The organism is Nocardia miyunensis NBRC 108239, from assembly GCF_001613065.1.
Classification (GTDB): Bacteria; Actinomycetota; Actinomycetes; order Mycobacteriales; family Mycobacteriaceae; genus Nocardia; species Nocardia miyunensis.
This window is the reverse complement of the sequence record NZ_BDBQ01000044.1, coordinates 11620-29791: the sequence shown is the minus strand read 5'-3', so window position 1 is coordinate 29791 and position 18172 is coordinate 11620. Positions and strand designations below refer to the sequence as shown.

15 protein-coding genes are annotated in these 18172 nt (G+C 65.6%); 9 read left to right on the top strand and 6 right to left on the bottom strand.

Going from position 1 to position 18172, the window contains the following annotated elements; genetic code table 11:
- The first annotated feature begins 159 nt into the window (after positions 1 to 159).
- The 4 genes from NM2_RS18715 (at position 160) to NM2_RS18700 (ending at position 4334) form a co-directional block, all read left to right on the top strand.
- The gene (locus tag NM2_RS18715; RefSeq protein WP_067670323.1) at positions 160 to 768 is read left to right on the top strand and encodes a GntR family transcriptional regulator; all 609 of its coding nucleotides are present in this window, start codon (positions 160 to 162) and stop codon (positions 766 to 768) included.
- Between the two features lie 266 nt (positions 769 to 1034).
- A complete protein-coding gene (locus NM2_RS18710) occupies positions 1035 to 2417 on the top strand; it encodes an MFS transporter (RefSeq protein ID WP_245718102.1) in 1383 nt (460 codons plus the stop codon).
- Between the two features lie 27 nt (positions 2418 to 2444).
- A complete protein-coding gene (locus tag NM2_RS18705; protein WP_067670321.1) occupies positions 2445 to 3362 on the top strand; it encodes an ABC transporter substrate-binding protein in 918 nt (305 codons plus the stop codon).
- Positions 3363 to 3365: 3 nt separating this feature from the next.
- Positions 3366 to 4334 (top strand): ornithine cyclodeaminase family protein, encoded by a 969-nt coding sequence (locus NM2_RS18700; RefSeq protein WP_067670319.1) that lies wholly within the window; start codon positions 3366 to 3368, stop codon positions 4332 to 4334.
- A gap of 282 nt (positions 4335 to 4616) precedes the next feature.
- Here NM2_RS18700 and NM2_RS18695 read toward each other — a convergent pair whose 3' ends face one another.
- Complete coding sequence (locus NM2_RS18695; protein ID WP_084531227.1) at positions 4617 to 5918, bottom strand: glycosyltransferase 87 family protein; 1302 nt, start codon at positions 5916 to 5918, stop codon at positions 4617 to 4619.
- Positions 5919 to 6097: 179 nt separating this feature from the next.
- Here NM2_RS18695 and NM2_RS18690 point away from each other — a divergent pair, with 179 nt between their 5' ends.
- The 3 genes from NM2_RS18690 (at position 6098) to NM2_RS18680 (ending at position 10429) form a co-directional block, all read left to right on the top strand.
- The gene (locus NM2_RS18690; RefSeq protein ID WP_067670317.1) at positions 6098 to 7438 is read left to right on the top strand and encodes a purine-cytosine permease family protein; all 1341 of its coding nucleotides are present in this window, start codon (positions 6098 to 6100) and stop codon (positions 7436 to 7438) included.
- Positions 7439 to 7463: 25 nt separating this feature from the next.
- Complete coding sequence (locus NM2_RS47580; RefSeq protein ID WP_157121165.1) at positions 7464 to 8801, top strand: phosphotransferase enzyme family protein; 1338 nt, start codon at positions 7464 to 7466, stop codon at positions 8799 to 8801.
- A 185-nt stretch (positions 8802 to 8986) separates the two neighbouring features.
- Positions 8987 to 10429, top strand: coding sequence for an amino acid permease (locus NM2_RS18680; protein ID WP_067670529.1), 1443 nt, complete (start codon positions 8987 to 8989; stop codon positions 10427 to 10429).
- A 30-nt stretch (positions 10430 to 10459) separates the two neighbouring features.
- On the opposite strand, the gene NM2_RS18675 is transcribed toward NM2_RS18680, so the two are convergent.
- The gene (locus NM2_RS18675) at positions 10460 to 11035 is read right to left on the bottom strand and encodes a hypothetical protein (protein ID WP_157121164.1); all 576 of its coding nucleotides are present in this window, start codon (positions 11033 to 11035) and stop codon (positions 10460 to 10462) included.
- A 264-nt stretch (positions 11036 to 11299) separates the two neighbouring features.
- Positions 11300 to 12532, bottom strand: coding sequence for a PucR family transcriptional regulator (locus NM2_RS18670; RefSeq protein WP_067670527.1), 1233 nt, complete (start codon positions 12530 to 12532; stop codon positions 11300 to 11302).
- A 220-nt stretch (positions 12533 to 12752) separates the two neighbouring features.
- Between NM2_RS18670 and NM2_RS18665 the strand changes: the two genes are divergently transcribed.
- A complete protein-coding gene (locus NM2_RS18665) occupies positions 12753 to 14126 on the top strand; it encodes a lipase family protein (protein WP_084531223.1) in 1374 nt (457 codons plus the stop codon).
- Positions 14127 to 14468: 342 nt separating this feature from the next.
- Positions 14469 to 14756, top strand: a complete 288-nt coding sequence (locus NM2_RS18660; RefSeq protein WP_067670309.1) for a hypothetical protein — start codon at positions 14469 to 14471, stop codon at positions 14754 to 14756.
- 98 nt (positions 14757 to 14854) lie between these two features.
- On the opposite strand, the gene NM2_RS18655 is transcribed toward NM2_RS18660, so the two are convergent.
- The 3 genes from NM2_RS18655 to NM2_RS18645 form a co-directional block, all read right to left on the bottom strand.
- Positions 14855 to 15478: a DUF305 domain-containing protein gene (locus NM2_RS18655; RefSeq protein ID WP_067670307.1), complete on the bottom strand. Its 624-nt coding sequence runs from the start codon at positions 15476 to 15478 to the stop codon at positions 14855 to 14857.
- A gap of 91 nt (positions 15479 to 15569) precedes the next feature.
- Positions 15570 to 16268 carry a DUF6153 family protein gene (locus NM2_RS18650; RefSeq protein WP_067670305.1) on the bottom strand — a complete coding sequence of 233 codons (699 nt, stop codon included), beginning with the start codon at positions 16266 to 16268 and terminating at the stop codon, positions 15570 to 15572.
- A 229-nt stretch (positions 16269 to 16497) separates the two neighbouring features.
- Positions 16498 to 18060 carry a S10 family peptidase gene (locus tag NM2_RS18645; RefSeq protein WP_067670302.1) on the bottom strand — a complete coding sequence of 521 codons (1563 nt, stop codon included), beginning with the start codon at positions 18058 to 18060 and terminating at the stop codon, positions 16498 to 16500.
- Positions 18061 to 18172 lie beyond the last annotated feature (112 nt).

Genomic DNA, 18172 nt, shown 5'->3' with positions numbered 1-18172 from the left:
GCCTCGAACGCTTGTGAGCACGACTGCGGCAATTATTGCCGGACAATGGCTTTCCGCACCCGGAGGCGGCGGAGACTCGGACCTGCGGATCCGTTGTGACAGGGCACACCACCGGCACCTCCGCGCGGCCCACCGGCGAGAGCCGCTTATGCTGCGGGGATGGCAGATTCGGCCGAGGATTCGTCGGGGGATGCGATCGCTCGGGCGTTGCGCGCGGAGATCCTTGCCGGTCGGTTGTCGGCCGGGGAGCGGCTGGTCGAGGGGACGATAGCCAAGCGGTACGGGGTGTCGCGGATTCCGGTGCGCGAGGCGCTCGCTCGTTTGCAGTCCGAGGGTTTCGTCACGATCGTGCGGCATCGGGGCGCGACGGTCTCGGAGTCACTGCTCCACGACGGCCGTGAGTTGCTTCAGGTGCGGCGGGGGCTCGAGGTTTTCGCAGCTCAGCTGGCTGCGGAGAATCGGGGCGGCACGGTCGCGGGGGAGTTGCGCGAGATCGCCGACGACCTCTCGGGGGAGGTGGCGAGCGCTGGACCCTCGCTGCACGAGCTGATCGCGATCGCCGCCGGTAACGGGCATCTGCGGGAGATGCTCGCCAGCCTCAGCGAGCGGGTGCAGTGGGGGCTGGGTCACGACCGCGAGACCTCCATCACGGATCACCGCGCGGTGGCGATCGCGATCCTCAATGGCGCTGTCGCACAGGCGGGTTACCTCATGGATGAGCATCTGCGGCGCGACGAACGGTTCTTCACCGCCGAGTTCGATCGGTAGCCACCCGCTCAGATGGTATACAGTACAGAGGGATATATCGGTTACTTAACGTGAAGTAGCAGTGGAGAAACAATTTTGTCACTAGGACTGTATACAACTAGAGGCAGTTCGATTCCAGTTCCGCTGCGAAGTCGGCTCGCCGACACAACCGGTGTCGGTGCCACACTCCCTGTGTTCGGAGTTCCGACATGTCCCTCACGCTGCCTGGCAAACCTTCCCCAGTCGCTACCGCGCCCACCTCGTCCGCATCTCCGGCCGTCCAGCCTGTGTCCTCCGCCTTGTCCGAGACGCTGGATCGCATCGGCTTCGGCCGAGTCCAAGCGATCGTCATAGCACTGCTGATGGCCGGGCTGTTCTTCGACTCATTGGAACAGAACTCGACCGGAGCCATGGGCACGCTGCTGAAGGAGTCCTTCGGCATCGGCAACGCCCAGCTCACCCTCATCAACACGGTCACCGTGGTCGGCGGCCTCGTCGGGCGGCTGATCGGCGGGTACATCGCCGACCGGTGGGGACGCCGCGCCGCGCTGAGCCTGAATCTGCTGGTCTACACCCTGGGCGGGCTCATCAGTGCCGCGGCGGTGAACTACGAGATGCTGTTGGCCAGCCGAGCGATCGTCGGGATCGGGCTGGGCGGCGAATTCACCGTCGGGCTGGCGATTCTCGCCGAACTGGTCGCCACGCGTCATCGCGGATCGTTGCTGGCGACGCTGAACGTCTCCTCGGGTGGCGTCGGGAACATCGCCTCGTTCGGCTTCTTCCTGCTGGTGCTCGGGCCCCTCAACGGCGCCCTCGGCGGGGATCACAGCTCGTGGCGCTGGGCGTACGTAATCCTCGCTGTGCCTGCGGTTCTCGTGGTGTTCTTCCGCCGGTATCTGCCCGAGTCGCCACGGTTCCTGCTGTCCAAGGGCCGGGTCGACGACGCGAACGTCAGCTTGACGCGGTTGGCCAGCGGTACCGTATCCGGACTGCGGAACCCCGGTCCCGCAGGGCATTTCGTGACCGCGGCCGATGCGATACCCGCCAGCGGCACGTCCTACCTCGAGGTCTTCCGGGGCCGGAATCTGCGTCGTACCGCGGCCATCGGGGCGGCGTCGTGGATGTCGTTCGGCGCGCAGGTGACGCTGCTGTTCCTGATGCCGATCCTGTTGCAGTCGAGAGGATATTCGCTGTCGGACTCGCTGGCCTTCACCATGATCATGAATATCGGCAGTCTGCTCGGCGCGTGCGCCGCCTCGTATCTGGCCGGACGGGTTCCGCGGCGGTTCACGGTGAGCGCGGCCGCGGTGCTGGGCTGCGTCTCCGCGATCGCCTTCGCGGTCTTCGCGCACTCGACGGCGCTGATCCTGGTGTTGGGCATGATCTTTCAGTTCTTCACGATGATGTTGAACACGATGCTGTCGGTGTGGTCGCCGGAGCTGTTCCCGACCTCCATTCGCGCCATGGGCGCGTCGGTGGTCAACGGCATCGGCAACGTCGCCGGGGCGGTGATGCCGTTCGCGGCCTTGTTCTTCTTCGACCTGGCCGGTGTGGCAGGGGTATTCGCGATGATCGCCGTCATGTACGCGCTGCTGGTCGTGGCCGCGCGCTTCGGCCCCGAAACCTTCGGCAAATCCCTGGAAGTCGTCACCGAACCGTCTCTCGCATAACCCGCCCACTCACAAGGAGGCCCACCGATGCTCGACCTGACGATATCCGCCACCGCGCACGGCCTGAACTATCTGCCGCAGTACTTCGCCGACCACCTGGGGCTTTTCGCCGATCGTGATTTGAAAGTCGTTGCGACGGCGAAAGATCCGTGGACCGGCGTGCTCGACGATCTGGCCGGCGGTGCGGCGGATATCGCCCTGGGCGGACTGTGGGTGCCCGGAATGTACTGGGGGACACCGCGAGAACTGACCGTATTCGCCCAGGTGAACCATCAGTTCCCCAAGGCGCTGGTAACCCGGGAGCGGATCGAGGGCTTCTCCTGGGCGGATCTGACCGGCCGCACCGTCCTCGCACCGGGCATCGGCGGCAGCGCACCCTACGCGTTCACCGCGGGCCTGATCCGCGAGGCCGGAGTCGATCCCGCGGGCATCACCTTCCTGCGGGACCTGTCCACGCCGATGTTCGTCGAACTGTTCGAGGCCGGGCTCGGCGACGCGATCGTCCTGGACAGCACGACCGCACAAGTGATGCAGGACAAGGGAACCGGAGTCACGGCGATCGATTACACCGAGGTCGGTGGTATCGGCCCCAACAGCGTCTACTACTGCCGCACCGACCGCGTCGAGGAACTCTCCGACCGGCTCGTCCGATTCACCGTCGCACTGGGCGAAGCCATGCGGCGATTGCGGACGACCGGCCTCGCCGAACTCGAACCACTGCTGACCGCTCACTGGCCGGGCATCGCGACACCCACACTGCTTCGGGCCTGTGAGCGCATCAAACGGTCACGAACCTGGGAGACCACGCGAATCGACGCGGCGGCGACCGATCGTTGGATGCGAATCCTGAAGCAGGAGGGGATGATTCGATCCGAGCCTCCATTCGCCGAACTCGTCGACACGAGCATCGTCGACGCCGTCGAACTCGCCACGGCGGACCGGTAACCCATGCCCCTGGTATTCGACCACTCCGACATCGTCGCGCTGCTGGACCGGCGCGCGGTGCGGCAAGCCATGGAATCCGCGCACGCCGAACTGGCCGCCGGACGATTCCAGAACCCGGCTCCACAGGCTCTTTCCCTGCCTGACAACGGATCTGCGTTACCCATGGTCGCGGTTGCGGGCGACCATGTCGCGGTGAAACTCCTCACCGATCTCCCGTCGAATCGCGATCGCGGCCTACCGGTCCAGCGATCGACCGTCATCATCACGTCCGCGATCACCGGCGAATGCGTCGCGATACTCGACGGCCGCGCCATCACCGCGATGCGCACCGCCGCAACCAGCGCGGTCGCCACGAAATACCTTGCACCGGAAGATGCTTCGGTACTCGGACTGGTCGGAGCGGGAAACCTCGCGATCGAACACGTCCACGCGATCGCAGACGTCCGCCCCCTCAGCGAAATCGTCGTCTGGTCCCGCACCACCGAAACGTTCGAGACCTTCCGCACGAAAACCGAACCCCTCGGCATCCCCACCCGCTCGGTCGACTCTCCCGAATCGGTCTTCGAGCGATCCGATATCGTCTGCACCCTGACCCCCTCCCGCGAACCCCTCGTCTCGGGCCACTGGTTCCGTCCCGGCCAGCACATCAACGCCGTAGGCGCTCCACCCCGCCCCGACCATCGCGAAATCGACTCCTACGGAATGAAACGCGCCCGCCTGATCGTAGACAGTCACCTCACTGCCATAGCGAAATCCGGCGCAGTTCGCCTGGCCATAGCCGACCACGCCATCACCGAAGCCGACACCCACACCGAACTGGGTCACATAATTACCAACCCGCACCTGGGCCGCCGCACTCCCACCGACATCACTCTCTTCGAATCCGTCGGCCTTGCCCTACAAGACCTGACCACCGCCCAACTGATCCTGCCCGCCCTCACCGCAACACAATCCACCGAGACGACCACCTGATTGCGACGATCCGCAGCTCTCGATCGGCAGCCGATCGGGGTCCGGACCGAGAGCCCGGACAAGCCGTCCGGGCTACCCGAAGCTGCTCACAGCGCAGCCCGGACATCGACGTAGTCTCGCCTCGATGCCGCTGCGGTCAAAGAACTCAGTGGGTCGGAAACTCGCCTCCGCATGCGACCTTCGACTGCGGATCTCGCTGCGGCAAGGTCGTTTTCGAACGACCAACAGACGGTCGTTACGACGTTGAACCGACTGATCGCCCGGGCGTTCCGAAAACTCTGATCAGATGAATGATTCGGCTCGGGCCGCGGACGAAACCCGGGAACGCAAGCCGCGTATCGAGGTGGGCAGCAGCGGATCGGGGTTGCGCGGGGTGACCAGGACGTACCACGCGACGAGTAGCACGCTCAACCAGACGTACGTGTCGCCGTAGACGTGTTGCCATGCGGTCCAAGCGAATTCGCGGTTGTTGTCGCCGGGGAGTTGGTTCTGGGGGCCGATCACGAAGATCACGGCGGTGCCGAGGATCACGGCGTACCAGACGAGAGCCGCGCGAAGCGGGAGTCTGGTGGCCGCGCCGACGGCGGCGAGCAGGGCGGGCGCGATCCATACCCAGTGGTGCGACCAGGAGATGGGGGAGACCAGGAGGGTGAAGACCGCGTTGAACGACATCGCCAGCGGCGGATTGTCATTCGCACGGCGCATGGCCGCGACGACCAGGACCAGCAGGACCAGACTCAGCACCAGCCACAGACAGGTGAAGGCCGGTTCCGGCACTCGGAGTCGGGCCAGCACGCCCTGGATCGACTGATTGGTGTGGAAGGCCGAACCGCTGAGCCCGGACACGTTGCCCATACCGCCGAACCAGTACCGCATCGACTCTTTCGGCATGAGCGCGAAGGCCAGCGCACTGGCCACGGCACCGGTGATCGCGGCGGTGATCGCGGCCTTGTAGTCACGGCGGACCAGGAAGTAGAGGACGAACGCGGCCGGAGTGAGTTTGATCGCGGCCGCGAGCCCGACGCCGATGCCGCGTTTCCACTTGGGACGCTCGGTCAGGCAGTCGGCGGCGACGAGCACCATCAGGATCAGGTTGACCTGGCCGAAGTCCAGCGTCGAATGGATCGGTTCGAGCAGCATGCCCAGGGGCGCAGCGCATGCCGCCGCCCACAACACCAGTTCGGTGCCGCCGTAACCCCATAGGCGTCGTGCGGCGAGGTAGATCGTGACCGCCATCGCCAGCGTCGAGACGATGAAGAAAGTGATGTGCGCGGCGTCCCACGGCAGCAGCGCGAACGGGCCCAGCGCGATGGCCGCGAACGGCGGATAGATGAAGGGCAAGCTGATGTCCAGCGTCGTCTTGGGCAGCGACCCGTACATGTCGACCCCGTGCATGGCGGCCTGCACCCCGAGCCGATACACCTGCAGGTCGATGAATCCACGACTGATCGGCTTCAGCGGCCACGACGGAAAGATCAGCCATAGCGCCGACACCGTGAGCAGGGTCGGCGGAGCCAGCCAGGCGACACGCCGCATGCGGCGGGTGGCGGGCTGCTGACGTACGGAGGCCGTGACACTAACCATCCGGTAAGAGGTTACCTGCTGTCGACCGGCCCCACCGAACCCCCGTCGGATAGGTGAAGCCCGCCCGGGCGGTAGCCATCTCGATAACCGGAAAGGACGTCGCCACCAGCTGCGGAGCGGTGTCCGCACGACATCGGGTGCCACGGCGGCGGTGCACGGGCCGTAGCATCGGACAGGCTATGACGATCATCCGACCACGGCGCCGGAACGATGAGGCGCCGTTGGTGCTGACGACCGAGCCGCCGCGCAGCCTGTCTTTTGCCGATCAAACCGCCTTCTGGGCCAATCTCGGGGTGAGCCTCATCGGGTTCACCGGGGCGGTGTACGTATTGCAGCCCGCCGGGCATCCGCAGTTGCCGATCCTCGGGGCGTTGCTGGCGACGATTCTGGGGACCGTGCTCGGTACCGCGATGGTCGTCGCCGCCGGTGCGGTCGGCGCGCGCACGGGTGCACCGGCCATGGCGAATTTCCGCGGACTGTTCGGGACGCGGCTGTCCTATCTGCCGACCGTCGCCAATATCGTGCAGTGCATCGGATGGGGCGTGTACGAGCTGACGGTCATCGCGGGTGGAGTTCTGGCACTCACCCACGGCCGGGTCGCGCATGCGCCGGTGATCATCGCGGCGGGTGTGCTGTGTACCGCGATGTCGATCTGGCCGCTGCGGGTGCTGCATATTCTGCGTCGGTATGTGACTGTGGCCGTGGCGATTTCGATGCTGTACTTCACCGCGCAGCTGCTGCGCAATCCGCTGCCGACGGTGCACGGGACGTCGTGGAGCGGATTCTTCCCCGGGGTGGACACCGCGTTGGCCGTGGCGGTGTCCTTCGTGCCGCTGGCCGCGGACTACACCCGGCACGCGCGGTCCGCACGCGCGGCCTCGGGTGCTGCGATGCTCGGCTATTCGGTGGCTCAGACCTGGTGTTATCTGCTGGGCGTTGTCGCGCTGATCCAGGTGGGCGGCAATCCGGACCGGATCTTCGACACCTTCCTGGGCGTCGCGGCGGGTTGGGTGTTCTTCGCGATTCTGGTGCTGCGCGAATCGGATCAGTCCTTCGCCAACGTGTACTCCACGGCGATGTCGTTGCAGAATCTGCTGCCCCGGGTGGACCGCCGGATACTTGCGGGCGCGGTCGGCGCGCTGGCGACCGTACTGGCGCTGGGCGTGCACGACTTCACCGGGTTCTCGAATTTCCTGCTGCTGATCGGCTCGGTGTTCGTCCCGCTGTGCGCGGTGCTGGTGGTGGACTACTTCTTCGGCCGTGGCCGTCGCGGTTGGAATCTGGACGATCGCGCCCCCGCCCGGCCGCTGATGCTGCTGCCGTGGCTGCTGGGATTCGCCGTCTACCAGCTGCTCAATCCCGGATCCATCGCCTGGTGGGCCCGGCTGTGGACACACGCGCAGAACGCCCTGGACGTGCACCCGGGCTGGTGGTCGTCGGCATCGCTGTTCTCCTTCGTCGTCGCGGGCCTGGCCACCGGTGTGCTGGTGCTCGCCGAACGCCGGTTCGCCCGTGCGTGAAGGCGGCGATCATCGGGTCTTCGGGATGGGGACGTCCCCCATCGCCGAGCCCGACTGGCCGCCGCTGACCACGGAGGAGATCAACAACGTTCTGCGGGAGGGTAATTCGTGGGACGGCCATCCCGACGATGCGGCGCCGGGGCATTTTGGACCCCACCCACCTCGGGCAATGCCGAAACCTGGCGGCCCGGGTGGATTCCGGACCGAGCGGAGCGGAGGAGCGAAGCGGGGGAGGGAAGAATCGGCTCTTGGGTGGCCGTGGCCCGCCGCAGCGGAATTGGGCAGTGTCGAGGGGCGATCCTGGTCTGATCGAGCGGAGAAGCCCAGCGACAGACCGGTGGAAGTAAAAAGGGGGGCCGCGGACTGCCGGAGCGAAGCGGAGGCCGAAGGTATAGCGATCGAATGGCATAGTCCGCGTCCGCTTTCGACGACCGCCCTCGTTCGATTCGCCGACCGCACGCGGCAGGTGGTGAAGCGGGTTCCGGTGGCGCTGCGTGCGGCCGATGCGCTCGCCGAGGAACACGCGTTCATGGATCATGTTCGGGCACAGGGTATTCCAGTACCAGAGGTGTGGTCGTACACGGGCGCGGAGTTCAGTTACGAATTCCAGGTACCGGGTGCGGGAGCCGACCGGTACCGGGACGCGTTCTCCTGGTCGCCGTATCTGTCGTGCGAGCATGCCGGCGCGGCGGGTGCGATGCTCGCCCGGATACATTGCGCCGCTGAGGATTACGACGCACCCGAGCGTCCGCTGCGACCGTTGCAGTCGGCCCTGTGCACCGATCCGGTCGTGGCGGTCGAACGCCATATCGCCGCCCGGCCCGCGCTCGCGGAGTTTCTGGCCGAACGTGATTGGCGTGCGGACCTGCGCGCGGCCTCCGCGCCCAGCACGGTCGACCTCTCGGGCCTGAAACCGCTGTGGACGCACAATGATTGGCACGGCACGAATCTGCTGTGGCACGACGACGAGATCACCGCGGTCCTGGATTTCGGCCTCGCCGATCGCACCACAGCGGTCTTCGACATCGCCACCGCGATCGAGCGTTTCGCGATCGACTGGCTCGCGTTGCGCCGCGGCGAGCCGGTCCGCATCCACACCCGGCAACTCGGTTCCTTCCTGCGCGGCTACCGCGGAGTCCGGCCGATGACCGAGCGCGAACGTGTCGCGCTGCCAGAGATCTTCCCACTCGTGCATATTCACTACGAACTCTCCGAGATAGACTATTTCTGTTCGGTACTGGCTCGGCCGAATCGCGAAAATGCCGAAATCGCTTATCGCAGCTATTTTCTGGGACATCTGCGGTGGTCGGCATCCAAGCAGGGCCGGGATTTTCGAGCACTGCTGGGTGAGCTTTCGCACTGATCCCGCATCATGGCAGCAACCTGGAGATTTCGGTCACATCGGCTCTGCTAAGTTCGGGCGTGATGTGATCGCGTCGCATCGGCGGCGCACAGGGAGGAGGGACGTTGGGTATCCGCGGCGAGCAGGACCAGCCGGAGCCGGAACAGCGGAGGGCCTCGGGCGCACCGGCCGGACGGTGGGCGGCGCTGCTGCGCACCAAGTCGGTCGAACAATCGATCCGCGACACCGACGAACCGGATTCGAAGCTGCGCAAGGACCTCACGGCGTGGGATCTGACCATCTTCGGCGTGGCCGTGGTGGTCGGCGCGGGCATCTTCACCCTCACCGCGCAGACCGCGGGCAGCGTCGCCGGGCCGTCGGTCTCGTTGGCGTTCGTCTTCGCCGCGATCGCCTGCGGGCTGACCGCGCTGTGCTACGCGGAATTCGCCTCGACGGTCCCGGTCGCGGGCAGCGCCTACACCTTCTCCTACGCCACCTTCGGTGAGCTGGCCGCGTGGATCATCGGCTGGGATCTGATCCTGGAATTCGCCCTGGCCGTCTCGGTGGTGGCCAAGGGCTGGTCGCAATATCTGGGCCAGGTGATGGGCTCGTACAGTCCGATCGCGCACTTCGGCTCGGTGTCCTTCGACTGGGGTGCGGTGCTGTTGATCGCGGTGCTCACGGTATTGCTGGCGATCGGCACGAAGGTGTCCTCGCGGGTGTCGGCGGTTGCGGTGGCGATCAAGCTCGCCGTCATCGCCGTGGTGGTCGTCGTGGGGCTGCGGTATTTCAAGGCGTCGAATCTGAGTCCGTTCATCCCGCCGGCGAAGCCGGGCAGCGGCGGATCCGGTATCCACCAGACGCTGTTCTCCTGGCTGACGGGCGCCGGGAACAGCGAATTCGGCTGGTACGGGCTGCTGGCCGCGGCCAGTCTGGTGTTCTTCGCGTTCATCGGATTCGACGTCGTCGCCACCACGGCGGAGGAGACCAAGAATCCGCAACGCAACGTCCCGCGCGGCATCCTCGGCTCACTGGCGATCGTGACCGTGTTGTACGTGGTGGTCTCACTGGTATTGACCGGCATGGTGCCCTATACCGACCTGGCCGCGAAGGATGCGACCCTGGCCACGGCGTTCGCGGTGCACGGGGTGACCTGGGCGAAGAACCTCATTTCGGTCGGCGCGCTGGCCGGTCTGACCACCGTGGTGATGGTGTTGTTCCTCGGACAGACTCGCGTGCTCTACGCCATGGCGCGTGACGGTCTGCTGCCGCGCGGCCTGGCGCACACCGGGAACAAGGGAACGCCGGTGCGGATCACCGTGATCGTCGGCGTGGTCTGCGCGGTGCTGGCCGGTTTCGTGCAGTTCGGCACACTCGAAGAGATGGTCAACATCGGTACGCTGTTCGCCTTCGTGCTGGTGTCGGTCGGTGTGCTGATCCTGCGCCGCACCCGGCCGGAACTGCCGCGCGGATTCCGGGTGCCGCTGGTTCCGGTCGTTCCGATTCTGGCTGTGCTGGCGTGCATTTGGCTGATGTTGAATCTGTCGGTGGAGACCTGGCTGCGATTCGTGATCTGGATGATCATCGGGTTCGGGCTGTACTTCACCTATGGTGTGCGGCATTCATTGTTGCGCAAGGCTTTTCGATAGCAGCGAGATGAAATTCCCCGCCGCCGTGCGTCATCGGGCGGCGGGGAATTCCTGTCTGGTCGGCGGGCGGCCGATGTTGTGCTGGGGGACCGTCTCGGCGGCCGCGTGCGCCGCGCGGGCCAGTGCGCGGGCGCGATCCAGCTGATCCAGAATGCTCTCCCAACCCGGATGTGCGGCATCGGCTCTCGGCCTTTCCAGCAGGTCACGATGGATGCGCAAAAGGGTGCGGGTGACCTCGGCGGTATAGGCCGCGGCGGCCAGCGGCGGGGGGACCGAATCCAGATCACCGTAGAGTTCGGCGATGCGGTCGGTGAGCCAGTACGCCTCGAAATGCGCCTGACCGTAGAGATCCTCACCCCGCACGGCGACCGCGCTGGGACCGGCGGCACGGGCGCGATCCTCCAGGCTGCCCACATCGGGTGCGGTGGCCAGCGAATCCCGCAGGTCCGCGCCGATCACCCGGTACAGCAGCCCCGCCAGCATGGCATGTTCGACGCCGGTGCTGTCCGCACTCGCCATCGCCCGCTGCCAGACCTGCTCCTCGACGGAGTCGGTATCGGCGTGCAGTATCGCCAAAACCGCCCTGAGCTGTCCATTCGTAACCATGAATACCTGCTTCCCCGCCATGTACTAGGCATACATCCAGTCGACGAGGCGGGGGGCCGCCCTGTCGATCGAAAGGCTACCTTTTGGCAAACAATTTGCCTATACGTATGGGCGATTGATTTTCGGATTGCTTCGCCTAATGCCCTGATCTCGGGGATTGATTGACGGTATGGCGGGATTATGTCGATTGGCTACCAAGGTGCTGCGTAATTGCTGTCCGATTCGGGAAGTTCGGTGATCGGCTGCCCCCATCGCGGCGCGATCTCAGGAGGCGGCGGATTCGTGCGGCGGGTACAGGCGGTGCACGATGAGCGCGGCGGACAGCAGTCGGGAACCGGTGGGTTCGCTCGGGTCGGTGCCGGTAAGTTCGGCGATCCGGCGCAGCCGATAACTGAAAGTATTGGGGTGGACGTGGATTTCGGCCGCGGCGGCCTTGCGATCGGAGCCGTGCCGCAGGTGGGCGTCGAGGGTTTCCAGCAGATGCGGGCTGCGCAGCAGCGGGGCCACGCGCTCGGCGAGCCGGTCCCGCGCCGCGCCCGGACGGGTGAGCTGGTATTCCAGGAGTAGATCGTCGAGGAGGTACGCGCCGGTGGGGCGCCCCAGTAGTCGTGCCAGCGCGGCGAGTTCGGTTGCCAATTGCGCCGAATCCGGTATGGATTCACGTGGGACGCCGGGTATTTCGGCGATCACGACAACGGTGCCGAACTGTGCGGCGAGATCTTCTGCCAGCGTTGATGGTTCGTGATCGGTGTTCGCGGAACGGCTGGGCAGCAGGATGATTCCGCGTGAACCGTCGAAAGTGTTCAGCACCGCGACTCCGGCCGATTTGTCGAGTGTCTGTTGCAGCAGCCGGATGCGTCGCCGGGTGAGCAGATGCGCCGCCGCGGCGGGATGCTCGGCGGGCGGCAGTCCGATCGCGAGGACCGAATAGCGTTCGGCGAGCGCGATTCCGGCGCGGACGGCGAGTTCACCCGGGGGAAGGCCACGCAGCAGGGCGCGGCACAGTGCTCGGCGCGCCTCGCGTTCGGCGTGGTAGATCGTCTGTTCCATCTCCGCATAGGACTCCACGGTGATGGCGTTGATGTGCATCAGCAGACACAGCATGCGATCGCCGAAATCCACCAGCTGATCCATATCGTCCGGATCGCTCGATGCCACCGCCTCCCGCAATACCTGTCGCGCCGAGGCGTGTACCGCCTCGAGCAGCAGTCGCAATGGAAGCCGGTCCTGCGCATGGTGTTCCACCACCGGGACGATGAATTGCGCGGCCTCGTCGTGCGTGAATTCACGCTGTTGATCCACTGAATGCAGAAAGGCGTGCGCGCATCCGTGTATTGCGGGGAGAACCTCGAGGAAATGCCCGTCCGGAAGATCCGCCGCCGCCGGCGTCGCGCCCAATCCCGAGGCCAGGATGCGCTCGGCTATCTGGGGCAGACGATCGAGCATGCGCATGGCGATGCTGGCGCGTCGAGGCGTGGTGCGGGCGGCGTCGGACATGCCGCCGATTGTTATCGGGAACAGCAGGCAGAGCAAGGTTTCGCTCTCCCCGAGCAGGATTTTGTATTGCGAGACAATCTCATCCGGAATATCTGTCCATGTGAGTGCAGTGACAATGCTCGCCGGCCCCGCATACATTTCGACTCGAACTCCATGGAAGGGTTGCAATGATGCGAACATTCGGGCACCGCGCCGGATGCGATCAGGATAGAGGTCGGTTGTGAGTGGGTTTCGGCCGTTGCGGCCCGATCGTGATCCGTTCTACCGCCCGCCCGCCGGATTCGAACACCGTCCGCCCGGGGCGCTGCTGCGCAGCCGCGTGGTCGAGCTCGCCGTGTTCGGCATTGTGCCGCTGCGGGTTTCGGCTTGGCAGCTGCTGTATCGCAGTTGTGATCTCAACGGTGAGCCCGAGGCGTCGGTGACCACCGTGCTGCTGCCTCGCGGGGCGACGCCGGATCGGCGACGCCCACTGGTGTCGTTTCAGTGTGCGATCGATGCGATTGCGCCGCAATGCTTTCCGTCGTATGCGTTGCGGCGGGGAGCCCGGGCACTCGGGGCGATTCCGCAGTTGGAGATGCCGCTCGTCGCCGCGGCGCTGGCACGCGGGTGGGCGGTGTCGGTGCCCGACCACGGCGGGCTCGGCGGCCGATTCGGCGCGCCGCGCGAGCCCGGATACCGTGCGCTGGACGGTATTCGAGCCGCGCTGGCCTTCGAACCCCTCGGCCTCGATGCGAGTACACCCGTTGCGCTGTGGGGTTATTCGGGTGGCGGGCTGGCCACGGTCTGGACCGCCGAAGTGGCCGCGCGGTACGCGCCGGAACTCGAGATCGTCGGCGCGGTGGCCGGATCGCCGGTCGGCGACCCGGGTGCGGCATTCGTGCGGATGAACGGCACGTTGTTCGCCGGATTCGCGATGGTCTTCCTGGCCGGGCTGCGGCGCGCCTATCCGCAACTGGAGCCGGTCGCACGCGCGCGGGTGCGCGCGCGATACCTCGATATGCTCGCGAAAGCCGAAGTGGGCCTGACTCTTCCGCTGCTCGTGCGGCTGGCGGGCCGGGACGTCGGCAGGCATTCGGATCACGACGTCGAAACCCTGCTGGGATTGCCGGAGATGCAGGAGGTCATCACGGACATCCGCCCGGGAGAAGTGGCGCCCGATATGCCGCTGCTGATAGTGCAGGGCGTCAATGACGAGATCATCGCCGTCGCCGACATCGACGCCCTGGTCGGCCGCTACACCGCCGCGGGCACCCACGTCCACTACCTCCGTGACCGCCTCAGCACTCATCTTCCCTTGCAGTTCATCGCAATTCCCACCATGCTCGACTGGATCGCCGACCGCTTCGCGGCCATCCCCGCCCCTACCGGCACCAGGACGGTCCGTTCCGTCGCTGCCACCCGGCGAGCCCTCCGCGGCCACCGCACGATGGCCCGTCTCACCGCCCGCCTCCTCACCGCTCGCCCGATCCGCCCCGAACCGCTTGTCCCGCAGCTCGATAGGCCAGCACGTCACCCGGAGGTCGCCCGCGTCGCCGGAGCTCAGTTGCCACCCGTTCCGAACCCGCACCCGGATCCTGCTCCGGCGCGGGCGTGAGGTGACAGTCCGAACCTCGATGACCCCGGCTCGAGGTGTGGTGAGGTGGAGACCGCAATCGACCGGTGGGCGTGGCCCGCCGCGCCTGAGTTCCGGGCGGCCGAGCCCGCACTCCTCGCAGTGCTGAGAGCTTCGCCGTCGTGCGACGCGCCGGGTGAGCGGCGGTTCGGGTGCGTCTGCCGGGCGATTTCGTGTGTCCGCCTGCGCGGAGGCTGGCAAATGCGGTTCAATGGAGATGTTCGACGAGTTCTACCTGCATGCTCCCGCCGCTTCTGAGCGACATTCGGGCGGGTGGTCACACCAGCATCACCTCAGCATCCCGAGAGGACAACGAACGTGAGCATGGTTCTCGCCGCACACGAGATGTATACGACTGTGCTTGCCCAGGTCGGCAACCCCACTCCGGAGACCCCGCCGGCGGCGGACAAGCTGCTCAAGTTGGTCCGGTATTTCACCTGGTTCGTACTGCTCTCCGGCGTCACGGCCGTCACCTACGGCGGCGGCAAATTCGCCTGGGAGAAGTGGAACGGTGGCAATCTCGAGTCGCCGAAGATGGTGGCGGGCGCGATGATCGGGGGCGGTGTCGCCACCAGCGCAGGAACCATCATGAACGCCGTCATCGGCAGCTGATCGAGCCGCTCGTGCCCGGTAGGCCGAGCACGAGCGGGCGCCGATGACGCACTCGAACGAAGGTCCCGGTTGCGGGGGACCTTCCTTCGAGTGTCCGATCAGCTCTTCAGCATGCCCTGCATCTGTGTGATCTCCGCCTGCTGGGCGGTGATGATGCCCTGTGCCAGCGCCTTGACCTCGGCATTGCTGCCATTCGCCAACTCGGCGTCGGACATGGTGACCGCACCCTTGTGATGCTCGATCATCATCTGCAACCACATCTTGTCGAAGTCCGCACCCGACGCCTTCTGCAGCGCCGTCATCTGATCCTGCGACATCACGCCGTCCATCGGATGATCCATCGTGGTCGACGGGGCCGGTTTGCCGAAGCTGCGCAGCAGATCGGCGAATTTCGTCATCTCAGGTGCCTGTGCCGCCCGGATCTTCGATGCCAGCGCGATGAGCTGCTGATTCTGCGACCGGCTCGGCACCATCTCGGCCATCTCGACCGCCTGCGCGTGATGCGGGTACATCATCTGCAGAAAGGTCACGTCGGCGGCATCGAAATCGGTGCGAGTGGGTGCTGTCGAGCTCGCGGTGCTGTGGCTCATCCCCGGCATATCGGCCATCGGGGTGGCCGCGCCGGAGCCGGAACTCCCAGAATCACTGCTACAGCCCGCGATGAGCAGGGCCACGGCGATTCCGGTACCGGCCAGGGTGATTCGTGCACGTGAGGTGGACATGGTTGTACTCCTGGGGAGAATTGCGACGGTCTGAACTGGAGTCCGGAAAACCCGTGTCCGCGTGGCGATGTCACGCCGACACGGCGGTCCATCAGATCCGCAGAATCGACAATTCGGCCAGAGAGGGTGTCGTCCAGGGTGGCGGACGGGCATGCCGGGCCGCCCATCCGCGCACCGTTCGCGTGGACACGGCCGCGTCGTCACCGACCCGGCCCAGAAACGCCAGCCCCAGCAGCAGCACGAGCGCGGTGAGGATGAACACGCAGGCATGCATCCCGCCGCGCATCACGCAGCAGTCGTTCGCGCACCCCATATCCATATGACCGCCGGGCATCATCGAGGCTGGTGCCGCCATCATGCTTGCCGGATCATGCCGCGCGGCGGTCGTCCCCGGGTTCGCCATCGATTCCGATGCGTCTGCCTCGGTGATCGTCGATCGGTGGTGGTGGGAATCGGGGGCGAGGCGGGTGGCAGTTGCGGTCGTCACCCGAGGATTCATCGCCGGTATATCGGCCGCGGCCCGTGGTGTGGCAGAGATGTCGGCTGCGGCCGGTGTTACGGCGGAGATGGCCGCGTGGCCTCGGTACAGGTCAGGGGTGAATCGGGCAGTGGGTTCGTCGAACTTCGCCGGCGAGTGCTGGGAATTCGACTGTGCCGCAAGGTGTTCGGATGAATGTGCCGATGCGTGCGCGGCGACGAAAATGTGCATCACCACGATCCCGATCAACAGCATGAGCAGGCCCGCCACCCGGACGCATCCGGTGGCGAGATCTTCGGGCCGACGGCTCACGCGAACAGTGTAGCGACCACTGGATACCCCCTGCCCGTATACCCGGAATCGTGAACATCGTCGGCGGGTTCCGTGACGGCGCGGCGTCGCCACAACGACGTGGCCGAGTCCGGGTGCGCGCTCAGTGCACCTTTGTCTTGCGCCGGGACGTCGAGATCATGTTGCTGCAGAAGGGACGTGTGGCGACCACCCCTGCCCACGCTGCGATCATGGACTGAGCGGCTGCAACCTAACCCTTGTTCTGCTGGAGCGCCAGAACGCGGTTCACCGCGCCCGTATCGCCTGTCGCGGTGTCGTACAACTGGGCGAGGTCTTGTTTGAGTGCGGTGCGCGAATTGCCGTCGAGGTACACCATGTGGCCCGACGGGTAGAAGCGGATCGTCAGATTCTTGCGCACCCGAGCATCCTCCAGCGGCATCTGCTGTAGATCGAGGACGGTCTGGTAGCAGGGAGTCACGAAATCGTAGAATCCGTTGGCGGACAACACTCGTAGATCGACATTGATCGCCATCAGTGCGGCGAGATCGGCGGCGGTGTTCAACGGGCCGGTCTGCTTGACGCCGGTGGGGTCGGTGTGCGAGAAATCCCAGTGTTCGAAAACCTGTGAGTTCAGGGCGGTGTATTCCGAATTCGAGGTGAATTTCAACTGCTCGTTCAGATAGGAATTCCACATCGCGGTGTAGACGCCGGAGACGGCCGCCATCGTCGGATCGTTGCTGCCCGCCGCGGGATCGACCTTTCCGGCGATGCCCGAATCGATGCCGGTCACGCGGCCGTCGTAGGCGCCGAGGGCGAGTGCGCGGTCCTGCAAGAGGGTCGTCAGGAACCTGTAGTTGATGGCCAACTTCCACGAGGTCAGCGTCGCGACGTCGATGCCGGTGTATTCGGACAGCTTGGTGACCACCGCCGGATCTGCCTTCGGAAACGCCTTCAGCGCCGCCGCGTAATCACCGGACGCGAATTTCTCCACCTCCTCGACGAAGGCGGCCGGATCGGTCGGCACGGGTGTGATCGAGACCTTCTTGTGGTACCAGGCGTCTGCCGCGGCCGTGGGCAACAGGCCGATCGGATCGCTCGACGTGGCGTAGTCCAGAATCGAGGATTGCAGCGTGATGCCGTTGAGGTCGACGCCGTCCTCGTGCAATCGGTAGGCGAGTACGCAGCTGCGCGCGGTGCCGTAGGACTCGCCGTACAGGAATTTCGGGGAATTCCAGCGATTGTTCTCGGTGAGATAGCGTTTGACGAACTGTTTGAGCGAATCGGCATCCTGGTCGACGCCCCAGAATTCGCTGTTCTTGTGCGGTGCGATCGCGGCGGAATATCCGGTGCCGACCGGGTTGATGAATACCAGATCCGTCTTGTCGAGCAGACTGTCCGGATTGTCCTCCATCGCGTACGGCGCGGGCGGGGTGTAATCGGGCATATTCGTCTTGATCCGCCGTGGGGCGAACGAACCGAGCAGGACGAATACGGCCGAGGATCCCGGGCCGCCGTTGTAGCAGAACGTCAACGGACGTGCCGTCTCGGACCGAGCGTCCTGGGTGAAGGCGACGTAGAAGATCTTCGCGTTGGGCCGCGAGGTGCCCGGATCGACCGTGACGAGGTGTCCCGCCGTTGCCGTATAGGCGATTTCGCGGCCGCCGAGGGTGATCGTGTGATGGGTGACGGCGGCCGTCTCGGCGGTGTCGGTGACGTTGTCGTCGGGGCCGGTGCCGTACGCGATCGGATCGAAGTACGGCTGATCGGCCTCTGTGGCCGTGCTCGCTCCGGTCGTCAGCGAATCGCTGCTCATGTGAAATCCCCCCACTGTCCGACGGGTTCGGGCAAATGATTTGGCACGCCGGATCTTTCGGCCGACCAGAATCCCCCCGAACGTGATGATGCGTTCGGAAGTCAGCCTACTG

What these genes read in the sequence shown, in the direction of transcription:
- NM2_RS18660 (WP_067670309.1), top strand. Translation starts at nt 14,469, where the DNA reads ATGGTTCTCGCCGCACACGAGATGTATACGACTGTGCTTGCCCAGGTC.
- NM2_RS47580 (WP_157121165.1), top strand. Translation starts at nt 7,464, where the DNA reads ATGGGGACGTCCCCCATCGCCGAGCCCGACTGGCCGCCGCTGACCACG.
- NM2_RS18655 (WP_067670307.1), bottom strand. Translation starts at nt 15,478, where the DNA reads ATGTCCACCTCACGTGCACGAATCACCCTGGCCGGTACCGGAATCGCC.
- NM2_RS18675 (WP_157121164.1), bottom strand. Translation starts at nt 11,035, where the DNA reads ATGGTTACGAATGGACAGCTCAGGGCGGTTTTGGCGATACTGCACGCC.
- NM2_RS18715 (WP_067670323.1), top strand. Translation starts at nt 160, where the DNA reads ATGGCAGATTCGGCCGAGGATTCGTCGGGGGATGCGATCGCTCGGGCG.
- NM2_RS18695 (WP_084531227.1), bottom strand. Translation starts at nt 5,918, where the DNA reads ATGGTTAGTGTCACGGCCTCCGTACGTCAGCAGCCCGCCACCCGCCGC.
- NM2_RS18690 (WP_067670317.1), top strand. Translation starts at nt 6,098, where the DNA reads ATGACGATCATCCGACCACGGCGCCGGAACGATGAGGCGCCGTTGGTG.
- NM2_RS18670 (WP_067670527.1), bottom strand. Translation starts at nt 12,532, where the DNA reads ATGTCCGACGCCGCCCGCACCACGCCTCGACGCGCCAGCATCGCCATG.
- NM2_RS18705 (WP_067670321.1), top strand. Translation starts at nt 2,445, where the DNA reads ATGCTCGACCTGACGATATCCGCCACCGCGCACGGCCTGAACTATCTG.
- NM2_RS18645 (WP_067670302.1), bottom strand. Translation starts at nt 18,060, where the DNA reads ATGAGCAGCGATTCGCTGACGACCGGAGCGAGCACGGCCACAGAGGCC.
- NM2_RS18700 (WP_067670319.1), top strand. Translation starts at nt 3,366, where the DNA reads ATGCCCCTGGTATTCGACCACTCCGACATCGTCGCGCTGCTGGACCGG.